The sequence below is a fragment of the Lebetimonas sp. JH292 genome (assembly GCF_000523275.1).
Taxonomy (GTDB): Bacteria; Campylobacterota; Campylobacteria; order Campylobacterales; family Nautiliaceae; genus Lebetimonas.
Map to the genome: position 1 here is coordinate 380,329 of NZ_ATHQ01000001.1, position 26,597 is coordinate 406,925.

General features: G+C 31.1%; 26 protein-coding genes and 3 pseudogenes. 23 read left to right on the top strand and 6 right to left on the bottom strand.

Features of this window, described 5'->3' with window-relative positions:
• Positions 1–11: 11 nt before the first annotated feature.
• From DZ64_RS11725 to DZ64_RS0102385, 19 genes and pseudogenes are all read left to right on the top strand, one after another.
• On the top strand, positions 12–185 hold the full coding sequence (locus DZ64_RS11725) for a TetR/AcrR family transcriptional regulator (RefSeq protein ID WP_084029301.1): 174 nt from the start codon (positions 12–14) through the stop codon (positions 183–185).
• On the top strand, positions 186–566 hold the full coding sequence (locus tag DZ64_RS0102275; protein WP_024789270.1) for a hypothetical protein: 381 nt from the start codon (positions 186–188) through the stop codon (positions 564–566).
• A complete protein-coding gene (locus DZ64_RS0102280; RefSeq protein ID WP_024789271.1) occupies positions 563–1,213 on the top strand; it encodes a TolC family protein in 651 nt (216 codons plus the stop codon). Before DZ64_RS0102275 ends, DZ64_RS0102280 begins: the two co-directional genes overlap by 4 nt.
• A 52-nt stretch (positions 1,214–1,265) precedes the next feature.
• On the top strand, positions 1,266–1,835 hold the full coding sequence (locus tag DZ64_RS0102285) for a TolC family protein (RefSeq protein ID WP_236618712.1): 570 nt from the start codon (positions 1,266–1,268) through the stop codon (positions 1,833–1,835).
• Positions 1,832–2,917, top strand: a complete 1,086-nt coding sequence (locus DZ64_RS0102290) for an efflux RND transporter periplasmic adaptor subunit (RefSeq protein WP_024789273.1) — start codon at positions 1,832–1,834, stop codon at positions 2,915–2,917. The genes DZ64_RS0102285 and DZ64_RS0102290 overlap by 4 nt, the downstream gene beginning before the upstream one ends.
• Before the next feature lie 142 nt (positions 2,918–3,059).
• Complete coding sequence (locus DZ64_RS0102295) at positions 3,060–6,155, top strand: efflux RND transporter permease subunit (RefSeq protein WP_024789274.1); 3,096 nt, start codon at positions 3,060–3,062, stop codon at positions 6,153–6,155.
• A gap of 72 nt (positions 6,156–6,227) precedes the next feature.
• Positions 6,228–6,584, top strand: coding sequence for a rhodanese-like domain-containing protein (locus tag DZ64_RS0102300; RefSeq protein WP_024789275.1), 357 nt, complete (start codon positions 6,228–6,230; stop codon positions 6,582–6,584).
• Positions 6,584–6,835 (top strand): hypothetical protein, encoded by a 252-nt coding sequence (locus DZ64_RS10475; protein WP_201768457.1) that lies wholly within the window; start codon positions 6,584–6,586, stop codon positions 6,833–6,835. The genes DZ64_RS0102300 and DZ64_RS10475 overlap by 1 nt, the downstream gene beginning before the upstream one ends.
• Before the next feature lie 59 nt (positions 6,836–6,894).
• Positions 6,895–7,656: a sulfite exporter TauE/SafE family protein gene (locus tag DZ64_RS0102310; RefSeq protein WP_024789276.1), complete on the top strand. Its 762-nt coding sequence runs from the start codon at positions 6,895–6,897 to the stop codon at positions 7,654–7,656.
• A gap of 9 nt (positions 7,657–7,665) precedes the next feature.
• Entirely contained in the window at positions 7,666–7,902 is a 237-nt protein-coding gene (locus DZ64_RS0102315; protein ID WP_024789277.1) for a hypothetical protein, read from the top strand.
• A gap of 111 nt (positions 7,903–8,013) precedes the next feature.
• On the top strand, positions 8,014–8,322 hold the full coding sequence (locus DZ64_RS0102320; RefSeq protein ID WP_024789278.1) for a UPF0758 domain-containing protein: 309 nt from the start codon (positions 8,014–8,016) through the stop codon (positions 8,320–8,322).
• 66 nt (positions 8,323–8,388) lie between these two features.
• Positions 8,389–9,542 (top strand): annotated as a pseudogene (locus DZ64_RS13985) (N-6 DNA methylase).
• A 97-nt stretch (positions 9,543–9,639) separates the two neighbouring features.
• Entirely contained in the window at positions 9,640–9,801 is a 162-nt protein-coding gene (locus DZ64_RS12605) for a helix-turn-helix domain-containing protein (protein WP_201768459.1), read from the top strand.
• Positions 9,802–9,858: 57 nt separating this feature from the next.
• The gene (locus DZ64_RS12610) at positions 9,859–10,041 is read left to right on the top strand and encodes a hypothetical protein (RefSeq protein WP_024789279.1); all 183 of its coding nucleotides are present in this window, start codon (positions 9,859–9,861) and stop codon (positions 10,039–10,041) included.
• 821 nt (positions 10,042–10,862) lie between these two features.
• A pseudogene (locus tag DZ64_RS12615) lies at positions 10,863–11,108 on the top strand (restriction endonuclease subunit S); the annotation flags it as partial.
• 300 nt (positions 11,109–11,408) lie between these two features.
• Positions 11,409–13,253, top strand: a pseudogene (locus tag DZ64_RS13990) (type I restriction endonuclease subunit R); the annotation flags it as partial.
• A gap of 110 nt (positions 13,254–13,363) precedes the next feature.
• Positions 13,364–13,519, top strand: coding sequence for a hypothetical protein (locus DZ64_RS12215; protein ID WP_156922597.1), 156 nt, complete (start codon positions 13,364–13,366; stop codon positions 13,517–13,519).
• The gene (gene moaC, locus DZ64_RS0102380) at positions 13,516–13,986 is read left to right on the top strand and encodes a cyclic pyranopterin monophosphate synthase MoaC (RefSeq protein WP_024789285.1); all 471 of its coding nucleotides are present in this window, start codon (positions 13,516–13,518) and stop codon (positions 13,984–13,986) included. The genes DZ64_RS12215 and moaC overlap by 4 nt, the downstream gene beginning before the upstream one ends.
• A gap of 13 nt (positions 13,987–13,999) precedes the next feature.
• Entirely contained in the window at positions 14,000–14,491 is a 492-nt protein-coding gene (locus DZ64_RS0102385; protein ID WP_024787058.1) for an NTP transferase domain-containing protein, read from the top strand.
• On the opposite strand, the gene DZ64_RS0102390 is transcribed toward DZ64_RS0102385, so the two are convergent.
• Positions 14,475–16,607, bottom strand: a complete 2,133-nt coding sequence (locus DZ64_RS0102390; protein ID WP_024789286.1) for a hypothetical protein — start codon at positions 16,605–16,607, stop codon at positions 14,475–14,477. The genes DZ64_RS0102385 and DZ64_RS0102390 overlap by 17 nt on opposite strands.
• 48 nt (positions 16,608–16,655) lie before the next feature.
• Here DZ64_RS0102390 and polA point away from each other — a divergent pair, with 48 nt between their 5' ends.
• On the top strand, positions 16,656–19,262 hold the full coding sequence (gene polA, locus DZ64_RS0102395; RefSeq protein ID WP_024789287.1) for a DNA polymerase I: 2,607 nt from the start codon (positions 16,656–16,658) through the stop codon (positions 19,260–19,262).
• Positions 19,259–20,350, top strand: a complete 1,092-nt coding sequence (locus tag DZ64_RS0102400; protein ID WP_024789288.1) for a hypothetical protein — start codon at positions 19,259–19,261, stop codon at positions 20,348–20,350. Before polA ends, DZ64_RS0102400 begins: the two co-directional genes overlap by 4 nt.
• Here DZ64_RS0102400 and DZ64_RS0102405 read toward each other — a convergent pair.
• The 5 genes from DZ64_RS0102405 to DZ64_RS0102430 all read right to left on the bottom strand — a co-directional run bounded on the left by DZ64_RS0102405 (position 20,322) and on the right by DZ64_RS0102430 (position 24,567).
• Positions 20,322–20,828 (bottom strand): isoprenylcysteine carboxylmethyltransferase family protein, encoded by a 507-nt coding sequence (locus DZ64_RS0102405; RefSeq protein ID WP_024789289.1) that lies wholly within the window; start codon positions 20,826–20,828, stop codon positions 20,322–20,324. The two genes, DZ64_RS0102400 and DZ64_RS0102405, sit on opposite strands and share 29 nt — an antisense overlap.
• A complete protein-coding gene (rmuC, locus tag DZ64_RS0102410) occupies positions 20,825–22,297 on the bottom strand; it encodes a DNA recombination protein RmuC (protein WP_051429984.1) in 1,473 nt (490 codons plus the stop codon). Before rmuC ends, DZ64_RS0102405 begins: the two co-directional genes overlap by 4 nt.
• A gap of 9 nt (positions 22,298–22,306) precedes the next feature.
• Positions 22,307–22,870, bottom strand: coding sequence for a M48 family metallopeptidase (locus DZ64_RS0102415; protein ID WP_024789291.1), 564 nt, complete (start codon positions 22,868–22,870; stop codon positions 22,307–22,309).
• On the bottom strand, positions 22,863–23,528 hold the full coding sequence (locus tag DZ64_RS0102420; protein ID WP_024789292.1) for a 3-methyladenine DNA glycosylase: 666 nt from the start codon (positions 23,526–23,528) through the stop codon (positions 22,863–22,865). Before DZ64_RS0102420 ends, DZ64_RS0102415 begins: the two co-directional genes overlap by 8 nt.
• Positions 23,529–23,763: 235 nt before the next feature.
• Positions 23,764–24,567 carry a TIGR00282 family metallophosphoesterase gene (locus DZ64_RS0102430; RefSeq protein WP_024789293.1) on the bottom strand — a complete coding sequence of 268 codons (804 nt, stop codon included), beginning with the start codon at positions 24,565–24,567 and terminating at the stop codon, positions 23,764–23,766.
• 25 nt (positions 24,568–24,592) lie between these two features.
• On the opposite strand from DZ64_RS0102430, the gene DZ64_RS0102435 reads away from it, so the two are divergent.
• Entirely contained in the window at positions 24,593–25,399 is an 807-nt protein-coding gene (locus DZ64_RS0102435) for a hypothetical protein (protein ID WP_024789294.1), read from the top strand.
• A gap of 26 nt (positions 25,400–25,425) precedes the next feature.
• Positions 25,426–26,589 carry a histidine--tRNA ligase gene (hisS, locus tag DZ64_RS0102440; RefSeq protein ID WP_024789295.1) on the top strand — a complete coding sequence of 388 codons (1,164 nt, stop codon included), beginning with the start codon at positions 25,426–25,428 and terminating at the stop codon, positions 26,587–26,589.
• The last annotated feature ends 8 nt before the right edge of the window (positions 26,590–26,597 follow it).

The window sequence follows — 26,597 nt, forward strand, 5'->3', positions numbered from 1 at the left end:
TAAGGAAACAAATGAAACAAAAAATTATTAAAACCGCTTTAAAACATTTTGCAATCAATGGTTATAAAAACACATCTATGCAGGACATAGCTAAAGAGCTTAATATTACAAAACCTGCACTTTATTATCATTTTAAAAATAAAAATGATTTATATAATGCAATTTTTATTTATTTTTTTTCATAATTGGAATTTAACATCTCAAGTGATATTTTTAAAAATTTAGAACATTATATTGATACCCTGGATAATTTTTTTAAAAAAGAGTCTCTCCTGGCAAAGCTGCTTTCAAAAGAAATATCATGTGAATTTAGAAATTTAAACGAAGAATCAGTTTCTATAATAAGTAAAATGATACAGGCTTTAAACAAAATATTAAAAGACACAAATATAAATCCTTTTTTTATTCAAAATTTAATTATTTCATCTTTTACAACATATTTAAACACAATGGAAATCAGAAAAAAAATAATCTCACTTATTACATGCTGTGAAATTTCAAGCGAATTTGATTTAAAAAAAGAACTGATTTTAACAATAACAAATTATATAAAGGCGAAACAATGAAAAAATTATCTTTCGGATTAATTTTGGCGATTTCTCTGAATGCCACAAATTTAAACGAACTTTTTAATGCAATCAAAAAAACACCCGATACAAAAATTGACAATCTATTAATCAAAAAAACAAAAACTCTAAAAAAAGAAATAATTGGCAGTCTGTATCCCAGTGTTTCAATTTTTGCCAGTAGCGAGCATTTTTCATCTCCAACAAATATAAAACCCCTGCCTCCAACTAAATCACAACAAATTGGAATGCAGCATGGAGGTTATTGGTTTTCTCAAAATATAAATAAAATCGGCTTTTCTGCTTCTATGCCAATTTTTGTAAAAAATATATACGATACTAAAAGCAAAATTTCCCATCTGTTAATTGCAAGCAAATATAAAGCAAAAATTAATCTTTTAAAAAGAGAAAGTCTATTAATTACACTTCTTAGTAAATACAACTATTTAATAAAATTAAAAAAAGCTTTAAATGATGAAAAAAATTCAATTGAAACAACTCTTAATGCCATTAATGTTGGTGTAAAAGTTGGAAGAATTCCGGCATTTAACGCTCTAAGATTAAAAGATGCCTTAAATCAGATAAATATAAAAATCTCAGGCATTAATACACAAATCGATTCCAAACGGTTACAGAAAATTTTATAAATTAACAAAAATAAAATTAAATAAACCGTTACCAATTGAAATAGACTCAAATATTCAAAAAAAATCTTTTTTAGCTGTTAAACCTTTAAAAGAAAATTTAAAAGCAAGTGAATATGATGTAAAAACAGCAAAAGATTCATTCTGGCCAAAACTTATGCTACAAGTAAAAGGATACAGGGCATTTGCTAATGCATATAACAATGATGAACATTTAGCACTAAACTATGCAAGCGCTGGAATTTATATTAGTTGGAATATTTTTAACAAAAAAAACAATGCTGAAATAGAAAAAGCAAAAATAGACAAACTAAAAAATGCCCTAACAATACAAAAAACAATAAAAGATTTAAATGCAAATGTTTTAAAAATAACAGCATCTCTTAAAGAGATTAAAAAATCAATTTCTTTAGCTCAAAATTCAATTGAAATAAGAGAAGAGCTATTAAAAGGAGCAAAAGCGGCGTTTAAATTAAATAGAATGACAGTAGATGATTATTTAAAATATGAAGACAATTTAGCATTTGCTAAAGCCAACTTAGCAAATCTGATAGCAAACAAAAACTCATTAATCGCTAACTTAGCATTTATTTATGGAAATAACTTAGAAAGGATATTCAAATGAAAAAATTAATTGCTTGGAGTGTTGTAATATTAGTTACAATAGGTTTAGTAATAGGTGGAGTAAAATTAATTAAAAAAAGAAGAGCAGAAGATGCAAAACTAAAAACAGCTACAATTTTTCCAATCGTTATAAAAACTGTTAATCCTAAAAATCAGGCTACATTAACATATCCATATTTAGCATTAGTTAAAAATAATTCACAAGTTACAGTTACAACAAAATTCGCAGGGGAAATTAAATGTATTGCAAATCTTGGAGGATATGTTACAAAAGGTGAAACAGTTGCAAAAATAGATGATTCACATTTAAAAGCTTCTCTTAAAGCTACAAATGAAAAAATCAAATCAATTAAAAATAAACTAAATGCAGAATATGTAACACTTAAAAATTTAATTGCTACTCATAAAAGAACAAAAGCCCTTTTAAATGTAAAAATGGCAAGTATTGAACAGTATCAAGCAGAAGAGAGTAAATTAGCTTCACTTAAAGCACAAATTGCAGCTGATAAAAATACTTTGCATTCTTTAAAAGCTCAAAAAGCTGCAATACTTAATGATTTAAAATATACTAATATAACTTCGCCAATTGATGGTGTTATTGCTCAAAAATTTGCAAATAAAGGTGATAATGCATTTCCAGGAAAACCTCTAATAACTATTGCATCAAATAGTGGAAATTATCTGTTTATAGCAACTCCTGATAATTTCAAAAAAGCTATTTATAAAAATAAAATGTATAATTTAATTCCACTTCATTCTACATTTAACGGAGTGCCTGCTTATAAAATTGATGTAAATGATACTAATTTGATTTTAGGAGAAAAAGTAAAAATAAAACTTGTAAGCTTTAGCGGAAATGCAACAATATTGCCTTATGATGCAATACTTAGTATAAACGGTAAAAATTATGTATTTATTCCAAATGGAAATAAAGCCGAGATTCAAAAAGTTCATATTTTAGCAAAAGGTACTGAAGGTGTGGCAATAAAAGAAAACATCAGCTCATCTGTAATAGAAGCAAAACCTGATATTTTATTAAGAATTAAAGCAGGATACCCAATTAAAATGGTGAGTAGTGAGTAGTGAGTGGTGAGTGGTGAGTGGTGAGTAGTGAGTGGTGAGTAGTGAGTGGTCAAAAAATCAAGTTCCAAGTGAAAAGTGAGCTTTGCTCACCTGGCTATCAAAAGCGGCTATGGTGAAAAATTAAAAGTGTAAAGGATAAAAGATGTTTGAATTTTTTTATAAAAGAGGTTACCTATTAACCGCGATAATTATAGGAATGTTTGTATTTGGGGTTTTAGGGCTTATTAAAATGCCAAAAAATCTTTTTCCTGATGCAAACAGACCTGAAGTTGTAATATTCACAACCGTCCCCGGTGCAACTCCAAGCGTAGTTGCAACAATGGTATCAAAACCTATTGAAGAAGAGATGGGGACACTTAGTAATGTATATGAAATTAAATCTACAAATGTTCCAAATTTCTCAATAGTTCATGTTGTATTTGATTACAAAAAAGGACTCCAGGCAGCAGCTGTTGATGTAAACAATGCCCTAAACCGTATAAAAGGCAAATTACCTCCAAATGCTACACCTGCAATATATTTAGTAGGAGATTTTACACTTCCTGTAGATGTTTTTTCTCTTTATCCAAAAAACAATTCTATCAATTTGGCTGAAATCAGAAAAATTGCCGAGAGTTACATAAAACCAAAACTTCTTTCATCCCCTAATATCGGAAATGTTGAAGTTTTCGGCGGATATCAAAGCGCGGTAATGATAAAACTTGACCCTAAAAAAATGAAAAAATATAACCTAACACTCGATAAAGTAATAAATATTATTAGAGCTACAAATAAAGATTTACCTATCGGTTTTATAAAAAGCAAAGACGGATTTTTAACTTTAAGTTTTTACGGTGAAAAAGATGATGTTAAAAAGCTAAAAGTTAGCTTTATCTTGCCAAATATTAAATTAAAAGATATAGCTGATATTAAATGGACATATCAAACAAATAACAGCGGATATATAGGAGATGACAAACCTTCCATTGCAATTTCAGTTCAGAGGGCTCCAGGTGGAAGCGTTTTAGATACTGCAAAAGCCGCCAGAGCTATAATGAAACAAATTCAAAAAGAATATCCAAATATAGCTGTAAAAATTGCTGATACTCAAGTAGAGCTTGTTGAAACTGCAAATACAAATATGCTTGAAGCTTTACGTGACGCCATTATTTATACACTTTTAGTATTACTTATTTTCCTTGGAAACTTCAGGGCGATTGTTGCAGCCGGATTTTCTATCCCAATGGTGTTTTTTGGAACAATTGCTTTTCTTTACCTAACGGGTCAGGGATTAAACATCGTGATTTACACTGCCATTATATTGGCCCTCGGAATGCTAACAGACGATGCAGTTGTTGTGCTTGAAAATATTGAAAGACACTTAGAAGAAAAAGAGAGCTTAAAAGATGCAATATATTATGGGACAAAAGAAGTTTTAAAACCTATTTTTGCAGGGACAATTTCTACAATTGCAATTACATTTCCTTTAATGTTTGCCGGCGGCTTTCCTCAAAAAATATTCAGACCGTTAATTGAAACATTGATTATAGCGCTTCTTATCAGCTGGTTTTTATCTATTACCTTTATTCCGAAACTATCGCTTCTTTTATATAAAAACGGTTTTGAAAAAACAAAAATAGAAAAATTCTTTGAAATACTTTATCAAAAAACCATAGGAAAACTTATAATCCCTTATGTAGGAATAATTAAATTCTCAAACGGAAAATTTTATCCTCTAAGAAGAATGCTTATTATGGCGGCGGCAGTATTCACATTAATGCTAAGCCTTAAAAACATTATGCCGACAATCGGAAGAGATACAATGCCTCCTATGGATACTGGTATTATGAAAGTAAGCTTGGAATTTTCAAACAACATTAATGCAGATGAGGCTAAAAAAAGACTAATTCCATTCTTTGCATGGTTAGATAAACAACCTTGGCTTGAGAAAAGTTCAGTATCAATCGGGACTGAAAAAGGTGTTTTATCCCTTGGAGGCGGAGGTGCCGGAAACAGTGTAGGAATGACTATTACCGCCGTAAACAGATTTAAAAGAAAAAAAACAATCTGGCAGCTTGAAAATGAAATAAGAGAGCATTTAGCAAATCTGCACGGAATAAAAAAACTTGCAGTATTTGATTTTGGTGCAACACCTCTTTCTACAATAAGTGCGCCTCTTGATATTGAAATTAGAAGCGAAAATTACGAAAACTTACCAGATATTGCACACAGGGTCGAAAGACTTCTATATAACATAAAAGGTCTTACAACTATAAAAACAAGCTGGGACAAAGATATGCAAGAAGCTGTTATTAAAATAGATAAAAATAAAGCCTTAAGTTATGGAGTAACTCCACTTCAGATAATTTCGCAAATTGCCTTAAATGATAAAGTAGCAACAATTAATTCAGACTTAAGCAGTATGAATGTGCAGTTTGTAAGGGTTAGATTTAATAAAAACTATGAAAATATGGAAAGTTTAAAATATTTGTTAATTTCTACACCAAAAGGAGTTATTCCTTTAAAAGAAATAGCTACAATAAAACCAGATTTTACTTATAATAAAATTACAAGAGACGATTTACTCTACTCAATTGATGTGGAAGGATACAGAGCTAAAAGACCTGTTAGTAAAATTACAGCTGACGCTGATAATATATTACATAAAGCGGAAATCAAAAATTACGAACAGGCCGGTGACATAAAAGAGATGAAAGATTCATTTTCAAGAATGATTAAAGCAATTGCTATTGGTATAATTGTATTAATTCTAACTTTAAGCGTTGTTTATGAATCATTTAGACTTGCATTTATTATGATTTTAGTATTGCCTCTTTCTATGATTGGGGCGGCATGGGGAATGCTGATTATGCACAAACCTTCATGTATGCCAAGTTTAATGGGTACACTGCTTCTTTTTGGAATTATTATCAAAAACGCGGTATTGCTTATTGACTTTTATAAAAATTATAAAAAAGAAGGCAATAGACCTTACGATGCTGCACTTCAGGCTATCAGGGTCAGATTCAGGCCTGTTATGATGACAGCTTTTGGTACAATTGCCGGTATGATTCCTATTGCTCTTGAACAAGCTGTAGGGCTTGAGAGACTCTCACCTCTTGCCGATGTTGCAATTGGCGGACTTTTAATAGGAACTCTTCTTACACTTGTATATGTTCCAATGATTTCATACGCAACAGACCCGGATAATAAAAAAACAAATATTTTCGAAAAAATGGAAGAAGAATTAGAAAAATAATTCTTCTTTTACTTGCAAAAATAAAAAAAATGAGTTATAATTCATTTACTAACCAGTAAGTAAGGAGAATAAATGACAAAATACGCAACACCACAAGGTCAAAATGAAATTAAAATTTCACTTGAAGAGTTTAAAAAAGAATTTAACGAAGGCAATGCAGTATTAATCGATATTAGAATGCCTTTTGAAAAAAAAGTATGGAAATTACCTTTTGCTCTTGATATTCCAGCAAATGAGCTTGAAAACAGACTAAATGAAATTCCAAAAGATAAACTAATCGTAACTGCATGTCCGGGAAACAGCAGAAGTTCTTTTGCAGCAGCTTTTCTTAAAGAAAAAGGTTATAATGCAAAATTTTTAGTAGAAGGATTGCTTGAGCTTATGAAAGCGTTTAAAGGCGGAAAAGCAAAAGAGCTTAAGGTAGATTAATGTATGAATCTTGTTATCCTTTAAATGAAGGAGAAATTTTAAATGAGGCTCACAAAGATTGGCCTCTTTTTGTTTTAGATATTTACGGAAGTAAATTAGAAACTCTAAAAATCTCAAAAAGAATAATGTGCACTTTAAAACACCTGCCTCTTAGACTTCAGGTTTTTTATCATCACGATACATTAAAAGCAATTGAAGTTGGCTGTGGAAAAGACCCTTGTATTAAAGATGAATGGAAAAATTCTCTTTGAAGGACTTATTCAGGCAGAAGAGATAAAAGAAATTTTTGAAAAACTGTTAAAGGTAAAAAATGCATGAATTACTTTATTACGGGGAATTTTTTATTTTAACACTGATATTTTCTACTGTTTTCGCAATGGGCGGAGTCGGTTCGGCCATTGTTTTAGTACCCCTTTTTAATTCACTTGGACTTCCTTTAAATGTGGCAAAGGCTTTCGGGCTTTTTATAAATTCAATGAGCACAATTACTGCCAGTATTATGAACTTTTTAAGGGGAGTTCTTGATATAAGAGCCACTCTTCCTCTTGCAATTTCTTCAATTATAGGGGCGCCTATCGGCGCATATTCAAGCAAATTTATCCCGCCTGTTTATGTAAAAATTCTTCTGGCTTTATTTATTATATTAGCCGTATTTTTAATGTTTAAAAAGAAAAAAGAAGCCAAATTTAATTATACAAAACAGTGGGTAATGGTTGCTTTAGGTTTAAGTGTCGGTTTTTTATCCGGACTTATGGGAGTAGGTGGAGGGAGTTTAATTTTACCTGCTTTGATTTTACTCGGATTTGATGCAAAAGTGTCCGCTTATATGGTAAGTTTTGTCCTTCCGTTTTCAACGCTCAGCGGATTTTTTACGTACTTAAGCATTACACATATAGACTGGATTATGCTTTTAAATGTAAGTGCAGCCGCAATTTTAGGAGGATATTTGGGTGATAAAATAATGCATTACCGCTTAACACCTCAGCAGGTTAAAAAATTAATTGCTATTATTTTAATTTTGCTGGATATAAAAATTATTTATTCAATTTTACATTATTATCATTTGGTTTAAGGAGAAAGAATGCATAGAATCTTAGCAAAACTAGCCGACTGGCTGATAGAAAAAGAAGAAAAAGAAGCGGAAAAATGTGATATTCCTGATGAAGTAATAGATGAATGGCTTGAAATTTTAAAAGAAAGAAAAAAAGAGTTAAAAGAAACAGCACCTCATTCAGAAGAATATGATATGATAAAAGAATTAATTAAAAAAGTTGAGCATATTAAGGAGCTTAGAGCCAAAAAATGCGCAATAAAATAAATAAACAATCATAAATTTAAATATCTAAAACTACATTGATAAAAATATTACCGCCAAGCCCTTTTTTGCTATACTTATAAAATATTACAAAAAAGGCATATTGGGTATACAATGAAAAAAATTAAAGAGCTTGAAAAATTTGAAAAGCCAAGAGAAAAAGCCGTATTGCTTGGAAGCGGTGTTAAAGGAAAAGATGTTATTAAACTTTCACGGGAAATTGTAAAAATTTTAAAAAATGACTTTGATGAAATCAACATAGAAAAACTTCTTCAAATCCACGGGCTTGGTATTGTAAAACAATATAAAACTGTCACCTCAGCTAAAGATATTTATGAAGAACTGAAAGAATTCTATGATAAAAAACAGGAATATTGTATTATTGTAGCGCATAACCATCCATCAGGAAATCTTACTCATTGAACTGTTAGACCATATAATTTTTAGTAAAAATGGATTTATAAGTTTGCAACAAAAAGGAATTTTATAATGGCAAAGAAAAAAAACAGTGAAACTTTTGAGCAAAGCTTATGGAAAGCGGCCGATAAACTGAGGAAAAATATTGATGGAATATAAGCATGTGGTTTTAGGGCTTATATTTTTACGCTACATATCAGAAGCATTTGAGGATTTGTATGAAAAACTCAAAAAAGGAGAAGGTGAATACGAAGGAGCGGTTTATGCAAGGGGGAATATTGACCCTATTGCTCTTGGGGGATTAATTGATTTATTTAGCAATATTGCAATAAACGAGGCAAAAGAAAAAACTTCAGATATTTTAGGGCATGTGTTTGAATATTTTTTAGGGGAATTTGCGCTTGCTGAAGGAAAAAAAGGCGGTCAATTCTATACTCCAAGAAGTGTTGTTGAGCTTTTAGTTGAGATGCTTGAACCATACCGTGGAAGAGTGTTTGACCCATGCTGTGGAAGTGGCGGGATGTTTGTGCAATCAGAAAAATTTGTGCAGGAACATCAAGGAAAAATCAACGATATATCCATTTACGGGCAGGAGAGCAACCAGACAACCTGGCGGCTTTGTAAAATGAATCTTGCAATTAGAGGTATTGACAGCTCACAGGTAAAATGGAATCCAGAAGGCTCTTTTCTAAACGATGCCCACAAAGACTTAAAGTCAAGATGCAAGATGGAAATATGGCGTGCCGCCTGCTGGCAACGCAAACTATGCATGGATTCAACACTTCATCTTTCACCTTGCACCTCATGGAAAAGCTGGCTTTGTCTTAGCAAAAGGAGCACTTACTACAAAACAGAGTGCAGAATATGAGATAAGAAAAAATATGATTGAAGATGATATTGTAGATTGTATTGTAAATTTACCTGCAAAACTATTTTTAAATACGCAAATTCCGGCATCTTTATGGTTTTTGAGAAAAAATAAAACTACAAGAAAAAAACAGATACTATTTATTGATGCAAGGGATATGAGATATTAAAAAAATAGCAGATAAAAACTATGAAGATATAAAAGGATTTTGCAAATCCGCTACCATTGAAGAGGTAAGAGAGCTTGATTATGTATTAACACCCGGGCGTTATGTGGGACTTGCCAAAGGTTTAATAAATTAAAAGCCCAGTTTTTAGAGCAGTTAGCTGAAGAAGAGAAGCTCAATAAATTGATATAAGAAAATATGGAAAAGATAGATATGAAGGGTAAAAGAAAAGTTGTATTGAAAAAAACTCTCCCTCATAAATGTATAAGAGACAATCCAAAAGCAGGTAATGCCTGAAGAAGATTTATTAAAAATAGAAGAAATAATAAGCAATGTTATCCATGATAACTGCTATCCTCTTATTTTGCCTGAAATTTCATTTGTAAATCATAATGGAAAATATGTTGTTAAAATTAAAATTTACAAAGGTAATAACCCGCCTTATTGTTAGAAAGAGAAAAACAGGGCATTTCTTTTGATTCGCTTCCGGTATATTCAAAAACTATTGATGTTTCCCACAAATGCATTTTTACTGCTTTCTAATGATGAAATAAGAAATGTACGTTTTCCCTACGCAAAAATAGAATGCGCAAGATTTAAAGGAACAATACCCGGAGATTTTATAGACCAGAAGAGCATTAATGAGCCTATAAGTTTTCAGGCAGAAGAAGCATATAAATTCTGTTCTTAGACACATTTCTCAAGGCTCAACATATGAGGGAGTTTATAGAAAAGACAGATGGGAATATCCAGTTATTGCAATTCGTGAAGCAATAAGAAATGCAGTTATTCATCGTGATTATTCTTTAACAGGAAAAGATATAAAAATTGCCATATTTGATGATAAGATTGAAATTACTAGTCCTTTAGTCTTTAAAAAACTTGGAATAATAGAGCAGTGGGGAAATGGATTAAGATTGATTGCCAAAGAGTTAAAAAAATATCCTGAAATTAGGTTTGAGTAAAAGTAAACTACCGTCCAGAAACCCAAAAGAGTGTTTCAACAGAATCCGCGACCAATTACGACATTACGAACGATTACGAACGATTACGAACGATTAACATTGTTTATCTTTTAGATAATTCGAAAAAAATCTTATTCAAAGGCAAGGGAAAGGTAGAAGCACTTATTATGTTTTAAAGAAGGATGAATTGTGAAGGGTGAAGGATGAAGGATGAAGGATGAAGGATGAAGGATGAAGGATGAAGGATGAGGATGAAGGATGAAGGATGAAGGATGAAGGATGAAGGATAAAAAGGAGATTTAAGGGATGAGTGAAAAATTGCCTAATGGGTGGAAAAGGGTTAAGTTGGGAGAGGTTGCTGTATTTAATTACGGAAAATCTCTTCCTGAAAAAAATCGAATTAAAGGAAATATACCTGTTTACAGTTGCATAATGAAGCTTTAGTAAAATCAAAAGGAATTATTGTTGGTAGAAAAGGAACAATAGGGAAAGTTTATAAAGCAAAAGTTCCTTTTTATCCAATTGATACTTGTTATTATAGTATTATTTGCTCATTTATTTGAAGTTAGATGAATTAAATGAAGACAGTGCTGTTCCTGGTCTAAACAGAAACACAGCTTATTCTCAGGAAATTCTTCTCCCACCTCTCCCCGAACAAAAAGCCATAGCCTCTGTGCTTTCATCTCTTGACGATAAAATTGACCTACTTAACCGCCAAAACCAAACACTTGAAAAAATGACCGAGACACTTTTTAGAAAATGGTTTATAGAAGACGCAAAAGAGGATTGGGAAATAGTTTCTTTACAAGTAAAAGAAAAATAAAACTTCGTACTAAAGCTAATAGCGGAGTTCAAGTCAATTTGACAATTCAATAAATCAGAAATATTGATATTAACCAAATCCGCACCCTTGAAAAATTGCGAGACATACTTTTACCAAAACTCATAAGCGGGGAAGTGAGGATGAAGGATGAAGGATGAAGGATGAAGGATGAAGAATGGAAGGATGAAGGATGAAGGATGAAGAATGAAAGGGAATATGAAAAAAGTTTTTGATATAAAAGATAGAACTTTCCAATATGCTCTAAAAGCAATTGGGAAAACAGTATTTAAGGTCTGCAACAAGTATAGATCCCAGGGATATGACTATCTTTACGGCGGGGATATTGCTCCAGATGGTGAAAATCCACTGAGAGAATCTTTTGAAAATGTGATTTTGTATGAAAGATTAAGAAATGCCATAAGAAGATTTAATCCGGAATTGCCTCAAAGTGCCATTGATGATGCCATAAAACAGCTAACGGAAATTCATACACCAGATTTAATAACAAATAATGAAATTTTCCACAGAATGCTAACAGATGGTTATTGATTTTAAAAATAAAAGAGCCGATATTGTCATATTTATAAACGGACTGCCGCTTATTGTGATGGAACTTAAAAACCCAACAGATAAAAACGCCACTATAAAATCAGCCTATAACCAGCTTCAAACTTATAAAAAAACCATTCCCTCACGGAAAAGTGCTGATGGTAAAAAAGAAGCTTCACATTTGATAAGCCAGCTTGAAACACTGATATATGGACTTTTGAATAAAGAAACTCTTATTGTGTATGGATTGCCCGATGTAAAAGAACAAAAAGAAGGAGACAAAAAAGCGGGTGTTGTCTGGCATACCCAAGGCTCTGGCAAATCTCTTTCTATGCTCTTTTATGCCGGAAATTTTAACACTTTTGCTTCAGCTTCAAAACTCCTAAGGCAAGAGCCTGTGCAGGCAAAAAGCAGAGAGGAGTTAAAGAAGCTGTTAAAAGTAGAAAGCGGCGGCGTTGTATTTACAACAATTCATAAATTCTGGCCTGAAGAGGGAAATGGTAATTGTTGATGAAGCACACAGAACTCAAAATGGTTTGAGAGGTAAAGTGGATAAAAAAAGCGGTGAGATAAAATACGGATTTGCAAATCTAAGAGATGCCCTCCCAAATGCAACTTATATCGCCTTTACGGGAACACCGATTGAACTGTATTTGGAAACTATATAGATATTTATGATATTGCAAATGCTGTTGAAGATGGAGCAACGGTGCCTATATATTATGAAAGCAGGCTTGTCAAGATAGATTTAACAGATGAAGGTAAAAAACTGATAGAAGAGTATGAGCAAGAGCTGGAAAACGGACTTAGCGAAGTTGAAAAAGCAAAAGCAAAATATTCTAAACTTGAAGCGTTGGTCGGGGCTAAGCCAAGAATAAAAGAAATAGCTAAAGATATTGTGAATCATTTTGAAAGCCGTCTTGAAGTAATGGATGGAAAAGGTATGATAGTTACCATGACTCGGCAAATTGCGGCAAACCTTTATGATGAAATCATCAAACTGCGCCCCGAGTGGCACAGTGATGAGCTAAAAAAAGGAAAAATAAAAGTTGTAATGACTACTTCCCTTCATACAATGTATATAGACAAACCTATGAAAGGCCATACTCTTATGCTTATAAAGATAAAACAGGCGGACTTATAGTTGATTATATAGGAAGAGGAAGCCGTAAAAGTGATGCTTGAAAAATTAGAAGTTGTAAGGGATATGCTGAGCGATGAACATAAAAGATCAAACAGATAGTAGATAAAGCGGTATCTTCAAACGGAGTGATTGATATATTTGATGAAGCGGGAAGAAATAAAAGTAATGAAGAATTAAAAATTGGATAAAAGCCAATATTGTAAAAAGTAAAACTTTGAAAGAATCTTTAGAAGAGCTGGTAAGAAAATATAACAACAGACTCCTAACCGCCGCTGAGGTTATTGATGAGCTCATACATAAAACAAAGCGATAAAGAACCGCAGGAGATGGGATTAACTCCTTATGAGTATGCATTTTACTGTGCGGTTGCGGAAAATGAGAGTGCAAGAGAGCTTATGGGAAAAGAAAAACTAAAAGAGCTTGCTGTGGTTTTATTTCAAAAAGTAAAACAAAACACTACAATAGACTGGGCTTTTAAGTTTTATAAAAATACGAAAAAAAATAAATTGTTATAATTACTAAAAAGCAAAAAATGAAAGAATTAATTCCTTTAACTATTTCTTTATTAATAACTTTGACAATTTTAAATATTTTAAAACTTTCTTTCCTGCCAGGTTTTATTTTAGGAAGCATAATCTGGTCAATTTTGCATTATAATATTAAAAAATTTTTAAAAGGCAAATTATGAAACTAACTCATATAAATGAAAAGCACAATCCTAAAATGGTGGATGTCGGAGAAAAAGCTGTTACAAAAAGAATTGCAGTTGCAAGCGGTGAAATACATATGCAAAAAGAAACAAAAAAAGCTATTTTGGAAGAAAAAACAAAAAAAGGTGCGGTTTTGCAAACAGCAATAATAGCTGCAATTATGGGCGGTAAAAAAACAAGCGAATTAATTCCGATGTGTCATAATATTTTAATAGACGGAATAGATGTGGATGTAGAAGAAATTGAAAACGGGTTTAAACTAATTGCAACCGCAAAAACCACTTCAAAAACCGGTATTGAAATGGAAGCCCTAACTGCCGTAAGTATCGGGCTTCTTGCAATTTATGATATGGCAAAAGCAATAGACAGAAGTATGGAAATAACAAATATTCATTTAGATTATAAAGCCGGTGGAAAATCGGGGGAATTTAAAAGAAGTGAATAGTGAGTAGTGAGTAGTGAAAAGAGAAATATATATTACATGTTTTATTTTAGTGGGTGGAAAATCGAGCAGGTTCGGTGAGGATAAATCAAAACTTTTTTATAAAATTCAATTTGATAAATGTAAAAAAATATTTAAAAAGGTCTGTTTTGTGGCAAAAAACAAAAAATTTAAAAATTACCCTTTTTTTATAGAAAAATCTAAAATATACGCTCCAATTTTTGCTTTGGAAGAAATTATAAAAAAAGAAAAAAAAGTTTTTGTTTTAAGTGTTGACACCCCTTTAATATCTGAAAAATCAATAAAAAAGCTCCTTTTTTCACACGCTACAGCTTCACAAAATCCCTTAATCGGATATTATGATTATACAATGCTGCCGAAAATAAAAGAATCGATTAAAACAGATTTGAGACTTTTTAAAATAAATCCCAAAAAAATAAAAATTAACAATAAAGAATTAATTAATATAAATAAAAAAAGCGATTTAAAACTTATTCGTAAATTCTAAAAGGCAGATTTTTATATATTAAATTATTTATATTCCCTTCACTTACTCCGCTTAAATCAACATTTATTTTCAATTTTTTGGCTTTTTCTATCATATCCCCTATTTCCAAATCAAAACCGAACAAATTTATATATCTTTTAAAAGCCCTGATTATTTTTTCGTCAACTTTTTCACCTTTTAATTTTAAAGCCAAAAGATAAATAATCTGCTGTAAATACGCACTTTTTATTAAATTGGCGATTCTGAGGGAATATTCTTTAATTTTAAATAAATTCCCCACGGTATTTAAAATAGCTTCAATATCGCCTTTTGCGGCAAATTTTTCCGCAATTGCCAGTTTTTCTTTTATTTCGTTTTGAATCTCTTTAAAATCATTTACATCTTCCAAAAACGGATACATTTTTACATATTCAAAAATTGCGTGATAATCTTTTGATGCAAGCAGTCTTTGAAAATCCATCAAAATTTTTGCTTTATCTTTATATTCATTTGCTTTTTCTTCATATCCGGGGAAATTTTCCAAAATCCCGGCGTAAGATAAAACTTTTTTATAATCTCCGTCTTTTAATAAAATCTGAATATTCCGATCAAGTGTTTTAGCAAAATTTATTGCTCTTTTATACTCTTCTGTTTCTGTTAAAAACGGAAATCTTTTAACTAAAATAAAAAACTCTTTAAAATCTTTTTTTGCCAGTTTTTCTTTTAATAAATTATAGAGCTGCTTTTCATTAAAAAGAGCCTGAATTAACGGTGTTTTTTGAGAAACTCCCCTAAAAGGTTTTAATAAATCTCTTGCTTTTTCAATATTGTTTTCTTTTAACATTGCCTCTTTTGCCAAATCAAAAACTTTTTTCCAGTCGTCTTCCATTTTTTTATAATAAATTGTATCTTTAAATGAAGGATACTGATTGGCCAGAGAATATGCCAAAGGATATTTTAAGGTAAACACCGCATTTTTAAATTTGTCAAATTCCCTGAAATCCCTAAGCAAATTTTGTATGATAGCTCTTTTTACAGGGATATCCGCAAAAGGTTTAAAAAGCTCTTTTGCACTTTCGATATCACCTTTTTCCAAAAATTTATGAGCTATATTTAATGTTTTATTCCATTCGTTTTCAAGCAGCTTATATGCGTTTGTAGACTGTAAAAAAGGATTTTTGTTTATAAGCTCATAAGCCATAGAATATTTTTTGGAAGAAATTAACGCCCTTAACTCTCTCTCTTCTGAAAGCAAATCATAAATGTATATATCCCCATCGAGTGTTCCTACAAGCAGATAATTTTTATCTTTAATATATTCTATAGAACTTGGAGATGAAGGGAGTTTAATAAATTCATTTGTTATCAGTTCATAGTTTTCCAGAGAATATAAAGCCACTTTTTTATCAGTGGAAACAATAAAAAGAAACCTGCCGTCTTTATCTATGCATAAATCAACAATCTGATCAGTCATATTGGGCAGCCTCTTTAAAACTTTTCCTTTTGCATAATTCCATACAATCAATTCCCCTGTTTTATCTCCGCTTATCATTTGTTGATTAGGGATAAATTTAAGCTTTGTAACAGCGCCTCTGTGTGACTTTTTTCTGAAAGACAAATCCATTGATGCAATGTTTGTAATAGTTATGCTTCTATCATAACTTCCTGTGGCAGCCCACAAAGAATTCAGGCTGAAATCGGTTGAAAGTATATAATCGGCATGTGGAGGAAGTGCCCCTACCATTTTTCCGGTAGATATTGACCATAAATATGCCCTACCGTCTTCTCCACCTGTTAAAATATATTTTTCCTCTTTGTCAAAACTTACGCTTAATACATTGCCTTTATGCCATCCAAGCAAAAAAAGCTGTTTTTTATTCTCTATATCCCAGACAGAAGTTTTTTTCTTTCCATCAACGGCAATCGCCAAATATTTGCCGTTCTCAGAAATATCCACACCGTTTTCCAAAGGTCTATTTTTAGGAAGTTTTATCCTAAATCCTCCAACAAGTTTATAATCTTCAATAGAATATATTCTTAATGTATTTTCTTCATCCATCACACAGAATTTACTGTTTCCAATATATTTAATCTTATTTATAGCTGTTTTTATAACCAGTCTTTTTATTGCTTCCAAAACCCATCCTTTAAAATTATGCTAATATTTTAACAAAAAAGGCAATTTATGACCACACTTACAATTATTGACACATTCGGATTTTTATTTAGAAATTTTTATGCCCTGCCCCCGCTTAAAAGCAAAAAAGGCATTCCTACAGGAATGATAACCGGATTTATGAATTTTATAGCAAGTCTCGGACGTGATTTTCCAACCGATTATGTTGTATTTACACTCGATTCAAAAGAAAAAGAAACTTTCAGAAAAGAGATGTTCAGCGATTATAAAGCAAACCGTCCGGAAGCTCCGGAAGAGCTTAAAGCCCAACTTCCGATTGCAATAGATTTAATTAAAGAAATGGGCTTTAAGATGATAGAAAAACCAGGATTTGAAAGTGATGATTTAATTGCAAGTTTAGCCAAAACAGCAGCTAAAAACGGGATAAAAGTAAAAATAGTAAGCCATGATAAGGATATGTATCAGTTAATTGATGATGATAAAATAGTGATTTTTGACCCTATAAAAAAAACAGAAATAAACGAAGTTGAATGTTTTAAAAAATTCGGGGTTTATCCAAAAGATTTTAAAGATTTTCAGGCATTACTCGGAGATTCAAGCGATAATGTCCCTGGAGTCAGAGGAATAGGGGTAAAAACAGCCGCAAAACTTATAAATGAATATCATACGCTTGAAAATATATACGCCCATATTGATGAAATAAAAGGGGCTGTAAAAAAAAGACTCCTTGATGGAAAAGAGAGTGCATTTTTAAGTAGAAAGCTTGTAACCTTAAAAACAGATTTGTTTGAAAATATAAATTTAGAAGAATTTAAATACCCTGAAATAAACCCTGTTTTGAAAGTGGCCGACAAACTTATAGATCTTGATATTAAAAGCATAGTGGACAGGGTAAAAAAAGACGGGCTTTTTGTTAAAACAAAAGCACCCGAGATAAAAAGAATCGAATTTAACGCCGTTTTAATAGAAAATGAAAAAGAGCTCTTTGACATAATTGATTCAATTAAAGATGAAATTGTAGCATTCGATACGGAAACCGATTCTCTTGAAAATCCCAATATAGTCGGATTCAGTTTTGCCTTTAGGGAAAATGAGGCCTATTATGTGCCTGTGAATCATAATTATTTAGGGGTTAGCAAACAGATACCTGAAAATAAGGCAATTGAAGCAATTAAAAAATTATTATCCAAAAAAATAATAGGGCACAATTTAAAATTTGATTTTAAAATGTTGCGAAAATACGGAATTGACACCCCCGCCCCGTTTGCCGATACAATGATTCTTGCCTGGATAATCGACCCCGATTCCCCGGTAGGGCTTGACAGTGTTGCAAAAAGATATCTTGAGCATACAAATATAAAATTTAAGGAAGTTGTGGGAAAAAATCAAAATTTCTCAAATATAGACATCCAAAGTGCCTGCAAATATGCTGCTGAAGATGCTTTTATAACATTAAAACTGTATCATAAACTAAAAGAAAAATTATGGAAAGAAGTTAAATGGGATTTGGAAGAAATTGAGTGGCAATTTATAAATTTGTTAATTGATATGGAAAACGAGGGGATAAAACTTGATATAGAATATATGAATAAACTCCAGAAAAAAATAACCGAAAAATTAGACTCCCTTACCAAAGAGATTTATTCTCTTGCGGGAAGCGAATTTAATATAAAAAGTCCTAAACAGCTTGGATACATACTTTTTGAAACCTTGAAACTTCCTGCAAAAAGAAAAACAAAAACCGGATTTTCCACCGATGAAAAAGTGTTAAAATCATTAAAATCCGCTCATCCTATAATAGAAAAACTGCTTGAATACAGAAAATTTGACAAATTACTTTCAACATATATAATACCGCTGAGCGAGCATGCAAAAAAAGACAAATTCCATAAAATTTACACCAATTTTCTTCAGACAGGAACATCCACGGGAAGACTTTCAAGCAAAAATCCAAATCTTCAAAACATCCCGACATCAACCGAAATAAACATAAGAAACGCTTTTTATACAGATAAGCTTTTTGTAAGCCTTGATTATTCCCAAATTGAACTTAGACTCCTTGCACATTTCAGTGAAGATTCCTCAATGATAAAAGCTTTTTTGGAAAATGCCGACATACACCAGAAAACAGCCGATATTATAGGAACCACAAGAAGTATTGCAAAATCTATAAATTTCGGTCTAATCTACGGAATGGGGCCTAAAAAGCTTAGTGAAACCATAAATGTTTCCATGAAAGAGGCAAAAGAATTTATAGAAAAATATTTTTCATCATTCCCTACAGTAAAAGATTTTCTGGAAAAAATCAAAATAAATGCAAGGGATAATGGATTCGTGGAAACACTTTTTAAAAGAAGAAGATTTTTCGATTTTGCAAGTGCAAACGCGCGGACATTGGCAATGTTTGAAAGAGAAGCGGTTAATACAATTTTTCAGGGAAGTGCAGCAGATATTATTAAAAAAGCAATGCTTGATATTAAAAATTTTAACCCAAGTGCAAAAATGATTCTTCAAATCCACGACGAACTTATTTTTGAAATAGAAGATGAAAAAGAAGCATTAGAATACAAAAAAATAATGGAAAATGTTGTAAAACTAAAAGTACCTTTAAAAGTAGGAATTAGTTTTGGAAAAAGGTGGGGGGAGCTTAAATGAATGTAAAATGGATAATGAAAAATGGGAAATTAATATTTTTACTGTTTTTAATATTTTTTACCGCTTGTAGCGAAAAGCAGATAAATATTTATGCAGTTGCAAAACCCAATGAAATACAAAACGAAAAAATAAGATTTATAAAAATAGATAAAATTCAAAATGACAAAACAGACCTTAAAGACAAAATTATTCAAAAAATAAAAGTTGTTAATAATATAAAACCAGACTATTTTCATATAAATCCAACAAATTACAAATCTGTTTTGAGCGGAACAGAAAAAATAAACAAAAATGATATTTTTTATTACAAAAAAGTAAAAATAATCTATAAAAACAACAGATGTAAAGTAACCCTTTATCCCTGTAGGGAAATAGGAGGCAGATTTTTCTGCAACTATTCAAACCCGATTCATTATTCTTTAAAAAATTTTAAAAATATTCAAAAAAAGAGTTATCAAAACGGGGATTATATTTTAATTAATAACTTTATTTATAAAGAACGGATATATTGTAAATCTGAATTTACCACAATAAAATGCGAAAAAAAAGAAATTACACTTAAAAGCAAATTAAACATAAAAGATAAAAACAGTAATTTACTTTTTTCAAAAACCTATAAAAAAATATCTATAAACGACCCGTGTCAAAATATAAAAGAAATTTACCCAAATGAAACAAAAGAATATAAAGCATATTTAGATTTTAATCAAAAAGCCATCACCCTTGCATATGATACAGCCTCTAATTTTATAGAAGATATAGCCCCCCATTATATTACTTTCAGTGCAAAATTATTTGACAATGCGGATGTAAGTATGAAATATTTTGATAAAAAAACATTTGAAAATATTATAGATACAATAAACAAAAACCCGTCCAAAACAAAAAATTTATTAAATAAAATACAAAAACTTTCAATTAAATACCCAAAAAGCTGTGTTATAAAATACGATTTGGCCGTTATGTATTTGAAAATAAAAAATTACCAAAAAGCAAAAAATTTATTAATAAATCTAAATAACTGCAATAAAGATATTCAAAAAGAAAGGGATAGATTATTCAATATTTTACAAAAGGTTTATTTCTAATAACCTCAATCCCCATTTTCAAGCATTTAAAAGAAAATTTAAAAGGGGGTGTTTTTGCAATGTATTCGCAATAGCTTTTTCCAAATTTTTTAATAGCTTCAGCCTCTTCTACAAATAAAATAAACATAGCTCCCAAAAACATAAGCCAGCCGGCAAATAAAACAGCTATAATTTTTGAGCTTAAAAGAGCAACTCCTACCATCAAAAACATATTTCCAAACTGCCCGGGGTGTCTCATACAGCTAAAAATTCCGACATTTACAAATTTATCCGGAGGGGAAAATTTATCTGTTTTAACTTTGTGTCCGTAAAGTTTAAGAGTTCTTCCCGCAATTGAATTTAACATAATGGCATAAATTATAAACAAAACCCCTAAAATTTCTAAAAACAGATTTTTTTCAATTAATCTCGGGGCAAAAAAGCAAACTCCTAAATCGGCTAAAAACAAAACTATCCAGTATGTAAATCTTTTTTTCATTTTTCACTTTCTATTTTTGCAATTTCAACATAATCTTTCGGCAACTCTTTTTTAGGTTTAATCCCCGCTTTGTCTTTTAATCTGCTGATTTGTGAAATTACATTTCCCCTTCCGGTAATCAGTTTGTTTTTTGCACTTTCAAAAGATTTTCCGGCTTTGTCTATTGAGTCTCCCACTTTTTCAAAATCTTCTATAAAACCTCTTATTTTATCGTATAAGTTTTCGGCAGATTTAACAACTTCGGCAATGTTTTTTGCCTGTTTTTCGTATCTCCAGGAAACTTCAATACTTCTAAGAGCAGCCAAAAGGGTAGTAGGAGATGTTAAAATTATCCTTTTTTTAAATGCATATTCAAATAAACCCGGCTCATTTTCAAGTGCCAGCATCAAAGCCCCTTCAATCGGTACAAACATTAAAATAAAATCAAGTGAATTATGATTTAGGGATTCATATTTTTTTTCGGCCAGTGTGTCAATGTGTCTTTTTACCGAAATCAGATGATTTTTCAAAGCATCTTCATTTCCCCCAACATATTCGTCATATGCATTTAAAGAGACTTTTGAATCTATTATGACAATTCTTTCATTTGGAAGATATACCACCACATCCGGTCTTAATATTTTATTTCCGTCTTTAAACACCACTTCTCTTTTAAACTCTTCCCCTTCCCTTAACCCGCTCATTTCAAGTATTCTCTCAAGCACAACCTCACCCCAGTTTCCAACCTTTTTAACATCCCCTTTTAAGGCTTTTGTCAGATTATTTGCATCCTGGCTTAGCTGCTGGTTTAATTCTTTCAAATTCTTAAGTTCATTAAAAAGTGAAGATATGTTTTTAATTTCACTTTCATACAGTTTATTTACTCTTTCTTTAAAATCTTTTAAATTATTGTTAAGAGGATTTAATATATTTTCAAAATTTTTAATACCGTCGTTTGAAAGTTTTTTGGCATTTTCTTCTAAAATTTTATTTGCAACATTTTCAAAAGCCGTTTTTAACTCTTCTTCGCTTTTTTTGATAATTGAGAGTTTTTCTTCGTAAGCTTTTTGCTCTTCATTTAGCTTTGTCTGAAGTTCTTTTATTAACGCTTTGTCTTTTTGGTTTTCTTTCAAAAGAGCGTCATATTTTTCTTTTATCTCTTCCAAAAACGAAAGTTTTTCATTTAAAGCCGATTTTTCTTCAGAAAGTCTGTTTTTTTCGTTTCTTAATTTTTCATATTCTGTTTTTATATTTTCATATTCTTTTATTTTTTCTTCTAAATTTTCAATTTCTTTTTCCATAACGGCTGCCTGAGCCATATGATTTTGAAAATTCTCTTTTGTTTGTCCGTATATTTTATTCAATTCTTCAAACTCGGCTTTGACTTTTTCATTTTCCGATTTTGTTTTATTCATCACATAATACATAAAGCCTATAGCCACAAAAGCTAAAACAACAATTAAAATAATAATTAAATAAATTTCTTTCATCCCGTCTCCTTAAATTATTTTTTCAAATTTTCTCAAATTTTTACGTCTGATTTTGACGCCCGGCAGATACTTTTCAACCAAAGTCCAAAAATTCCTGCCGTGATTTTTATGTTTAATATGGGCTAGTTCATGCACAACAACATATTCAATCAGCTCTATAGGAAGTTTTGCAAGAAAATAATTAAAACTGACGGAATTTTTATAACTGCAGCTTCCCCATCTTGTTTTATTGAATCTAAAAGATATTTTAGCAGGATGCAGATTCATTTTATTAGCATACTTATAAACAATCGGCAAGATAACTTCAGGCAGTTTATTTTTATAGATTTCTTTTTCGTCAATTCCGTTTTTTATATATTTTTTTCCAAAAAGATAATAATAATTCACATTTTTTTGTTTTTCAATTATGTGGTCGGCATACTTTAAAATGAACTTTTTTACAAAATCATTTGACACAAATCTGTTTGCACTAACCTCCACATGAGAATCATAAATTCTTAAATAAATATGCTTTATAGGCTTTTTTATTATTTTATATTTTATTTCAACCCCGTTAAAAAAAAGTTTATCCATTTTTCATAAACTCCACTATTTTACCATGAAACCTTGCATAACACAAATTCAAATCGTTTTCATAAATTTCAGCCAATTTACCCCAGTTTTCTTCCACTCCCCTCTCAAACCACTCTTTCATATCATCATAACTTTCAAACTCAAAGCCTTTTTTCTTAAGGAGTCTTTTTGTGTATGCATCCATAACCATAGTTTCTTTGAAACAGGCATAGCATAATATACTGTCAGCCGTTTCGAATCCTATTCCTTTTTGGCTTAAAAGCCACTCACGGGTTACATTTTCTTTAAAATTTTCAAAATCACCAAAATCTCTTAAAATATTTCTTGAAAGTGCTATCAGTCTTTTTGCTTTTTGATTGTAAAATCCGGCAGATTTAATAAGCTCAGCCAAATAAGAAGGCTCAAAACTTGCCACTTCTTCAATTCTCCATTCTCCATCACGGCCGCTTGAAAAGCGGCCAGATGAGCAAAGCTCACTTTTCATTTTTAACTGATTTAACGCTTTTTCAACATTCTCCCATTTAGTATTTTGCGTTAAAACAGCACCTACCACCACTTCAAAAGTACCGGCATCCGGCCACCAGTATTTTGGCTTATTTTTTAACAGCTCTTTTTTTCTAAGTTCTTCTAACAGTTCATATGAATTGCTAAATTCCATCTCTCCTCCATTTTCCACCATGGCCGCTTTTCAAGCAGCCAGGTGAGCTTAATTCGCTTTGCTCATTTTCGCTCATTTTTCACTTTTCACTTTTCATCATGGCCGCTTTTCAAGCAGCCAGATGAGCTTAATTCGCTTTACTCATTTGCGCTCATTTTTCACTTTTCACTTGAAACTTGGCTACTTGGAACTTGGCAACTTGTCAACTCCCAACTCACTACTCACAACTCACTACTCACAACTCACTACTCACTACTTTCGCTTCCTGTGTTACAATAAGTTCTCCATCATCAAAAGCTTTATATTTTTTGGCTGAAATCGATTTTTTAGCATCCGTATTAATAACAACCGCCTGAAAAATTGTTTTGCATTTCTTAGGCACGTCAAAATTATGCTTAAGCCCTGTGAGAGAGTTCATAATAGGGGCGTTTTCTTTTATGCCTATTACATTATCCCTGCATCCGCTAAGCCCTATATCCGTTAAATAGCAAGTCCCATCATTTATTTGTAAATCATCGGTTCCTATATGTGTATGGGTTCCGATAATCGCTCCAACTTTTCCTTTTAGCAGATGAAAAAGAGTTCTTTTTTCAGCAGTAGCTTCTGCATGAAAATCTATAAAAATAAATTTTTCTTCTTTTAAATTATCTACAAAATTTTTAATTTCAATAAAAGGATTTTTTCCATAAGGCATCGTAAAATTTCCCATAGCATTAATTACAATTATATTTTCATCTTCATAATACCATCTGCCCGGAGCTTCAAAATAATTAAGAGGTCTTAGTATCTTACCTTCGCTAAGCAGCTGCAAAGCTTCTTTTTTTTTATCAAAAGTATGGTTTCCGCCTGTAAAAATATCAATTCCGGCATTTTTCATCTCTTCATATGTTTTAACTGTAATTCCAAATCCATGGGTAATATTTTCATAATTTCCTATTACATAGTCAATATTTTCTGTTTCTTTTATAAGCGGCAGATATTTTTTTACCGTTTTTCTGCCCGGCTTTCCCACAATATCACCTATAAAAAGTATATTCATTTATCACCTTTGATATAATTTGATTATGAAAAAGTTTATATTATTTGTAATTATAATCAATTTATTCGCCGGCAGTATCAATGACACTAATTCAACCCATAAAATAATAGTAGGCTATAAAAAAAATTTTATTGACAAAATAAATTATTTTGTACCGGACTTTTTAAAAATTTCAACGGAGACATCATTTGTAAATATAAGAATTTATGAAGATACATTAACTCAAAAAACACCTTCAGCTTCTGTGGGTATAAATATTAAACTGCCCGAATTTTTTGTAAAAAAAATTAAAACAAAAAATAAAAATGTAAACAATGCCAAAAAAAAAGAGTATTCGTCAATCATTTTTAAATTAAGGCCGTTTATAAGAATAAAAAAACACAGAATTTTTTTCTTTCAAAACATAATCGAATATAAAAAAACTTATTTAAACAATGAATTTGGAATATCAAATAAAATAAATTATTATCCGTTTGAAAATTATTGGGAAGAAAATATCAATTTTGCCTATTTCAAATATTTAAAAAACATTTTTGGAGCCAATTTAAATATTTCTACAGATAAAGAAAATTTCCCGACAAAATATTATTCTTTAAATTTTTCTGTTTCTAATTTCAAAAGAAAATTTATCTCTTCTTATGGATATGAAATCGGGGGAAGCACTGATAATAATCCTTTTATTTATTATCATAAGTTATTTATAAATTTCAGAAAAACACTTTTTAATAAAAAATATATATATCTGGAATTAATGCCTTATTTTTTAATTTCAAAAGATTATGACTTCAAATTAAAACCGGCTGTTACTTCATCAATAAATATAAAATTTTAGATAAAATTTCAATAAAAAGGCTATTGATGATTAAAGCTCTAAGAGGCATGAAAGATATTATCGAAGATAAAAGATTTTTAAAAATTTACGACACAGCAAGAGAAGTCGCCGAAAGTTACGGATACGGATATATAGAAACGCCTATTTTGGAAGAAACCGGACTTTTTAAAAGAAGTGTCGGGGAAAGCAGTGATATTGTAAACAAAGAAATGTACGAGTTTAAAGACAGGGGCGGAAATGATGTATGTCTCCGTCCCGAAGGCACCGCAGGGGTTGTAAGAAGTTTTATCGAGCATAAATTTGACAGAGTGCAAACTCCTAAAAGATTTTGGTATTTCGGCCCTATGTTTAGATACGAAAGGCCCCAAAAAGGAAGACTCAGAGAATTTCACCAGTTCGGAATCGAAAGTTTCGGAGAATCAAGCGTATACGAAGATGTTTTAATAATCGCCGTTGCAGCCGATATTTTTAAAAAATTAAACATCGATTTTACATTAAAAATAAATTCTCTTGGCTGTGAAAAATGCATGCCTGAATATAAAAACAAATTAGTTTCATTTCTTGAAAAAAACAAAGACAAATTATGCGAAGACTGCCAAAGAAGAATAAACCAAAATCCGATTCGTACACTTGATTGTAAAAACTCTTCATGCCAGGCGATTTTAAAAAACGCTCCGAAAATTACAGACAATCTGTGCGAAAACTGTTTGAGTGATTTTGAAAAATTAAAAGAAGGGCTAAACGCTTTAAAAATACCTTTTGAAATAGATAAACACTTAGTAAGAGGTCTTGATTATTACACAAAAACAACATTTGAATTTATAAGTAACAGTATCGGTGCTCAAAGTGCAATTTGCGGCGGCGGAAGATATGACAGACTGGTTGAAATGCTTGGAGGAAAACCGACTCCCGGTGTCGGATTTGCGATAGGAATTGAAAGGATTATGGATTTGATTTATATAAACAGCGAAAGAAACGGTATCTATATGGGTGCATTAATTCAGGAGGCTCTCCCTTTTATATTAAAAAAAGCAAACGAACTTAGAAGAGAAGAAAAAGTATTTGCAGAAGTTAAAATAAAATCACTTAAAGCGCATTTAAAAGCTGCGGATAAAGGAAACTATAAAAAAGCCCTGATTGTGGGGGAAGACGAATTAAAAAGCGGAAAATTTTTTGAAAAAGAACTATAAAATAGTGA

Coding starts and splice junctions, on each gene's coding strand:
- DZ64_RS11725 (WP_084029301.1), top strand. CDS start 12: ATGAAACAAAAAATTATTAAAACCGCTTTAAAACATTTTGCAATCAAT.
- DZ64_RS0102280 (WP_024789271.1), top strand. CDS start 563: ATGAAAAAATTATCTTTCGGATTAATTTTGGCGATTTCTCTGAATGCC.
- DZ64_RS0102290 (WP_024789273.1), top strand. CDS start 1,832: ATGAAAAAATTAATTGCTTGGAGTGTTGTAATATTAGTTACAATAGGT.
- DZ64_RS0102295 (WP_024789274.1), top strand. CDS start 3,060: ATGTTTGAATTTTTTTATAAAAGAGGTTACCTATTAACCGCGATAATT.
- DZ64_RS0102300 (WP_024789275.1), top strand. CDS start 6,228: ATGACAAAATACGCAACACCACAAGGTCAAAATGAAATTAAAATTTCA.
- DZ64_RS10475 (WP_201768457.1), top strand. CDS start 6,584: ATGTATGAATCTTGTTATCCTTTAAATGAAGGAGAAATTTTAAATGAG.
- DZ64_RS0102310 (WP_024789276.1), top strand. CDS start 6,895: ATGCATGAATTACTTTATTACGGGGAATTTTTTATTTTAACACTGATA.
- DZ64_RS0102315 (WP_024789277.1), top strand. CDS start 7,666: ATGCATAGAATCTTAGCAAAACTAGCCGACTGGCTGATAGAAAAAGAA.
- DZ64_RS0102320 (WP_024789278.1), top strand. CDS start 8,014: ATGAAAAAAATTAAAGAGCTTGAAAAATTTGAAAAGCCAAGAGAAAAA.
- DZ64_RS12605 (WP_201768459.1), top strand. CDS start 9,640: ATGCCTGAAGAAGATTTATTAAAAATAGAAGAAATAATAAGCAATGTT.
- DZ64_RS12610 (WP_024789279.1), top strand. CDS start 9,859: ATGTTTCCCACAAATGCATTTTTACTGCTTTCTAATGATGAAATAAGA.
- DZ64_RS12215 (WP_156922597.1), top strand. CDS start 13,364: ATGAAAGAATTAATTCCTTTAACTATTTCTTTATTAATAACTTTGACA.
- moaC (WP_024789285.1), top strand. CDS start 13,516: ATGAAACTAACTCATATAAATGAAAAGCACAATCCTAAAATGGTGGAT.
- polA (WP_024789287.1), top strand. CDS start 16,656: ATGACCACACTTACAATTATTGACACATTCGGATTTTTATTTAGAAAT.
- DZ64_RS0102400 (WP_024789288.1), top strand. CDS start 19,259: ATGAATGTAAAATGGATAATGAAAAATGGGAAATTAATATTTTTACTG.
- DZ64_RS0102405 (WP_024789289.1), bottom strand. CDS start 20,828: ATGAAAAAAAGATTTACATACTGGATAGTTTTGTTTTTAGCCGATTTA.
- rmuC (WP_051429984.1), bottom strand. CDS start 22,297: ATGAAAGAAATTTATTTAATTATTATTTTAATTGTTGTTTTAGCTTTT.
- DZ64_RS0102415 (WP_024789291.1), bottom strand. CDS start 22,870: ATGGATAAACTTTTTTTTAACGGGGTTGAAATAAAATATAAAATAATA.
- DZ64_RS0102420 (WP_024789292.1), bottom strand. CDS start 23,528: ATGGAATTTAGCAATTCATATGAACTGTTAGAAGAACTTAGAAAAAAA.
- DZ64_RS0102430 (WP_024789293.1), bottom strand. CDS start 24,567: ATGAATATACTTTTTATAGGTGATATTGTGGGAAAGCCGGGCAGAAAA.
- DZ64_RS0102435 (WP_024789294.1), top strand. CDS start 24,593: ATGAAAAAGTTTATATTATTTGTAATTATAATCAATTTATTCGCCGGC.
- hisS (WP_024789295.1), top strand. CDS start 25,426: ATGATTAAAGCTCTAAGAGGCATGAAAGATATTATCGAAGATAAAAGA.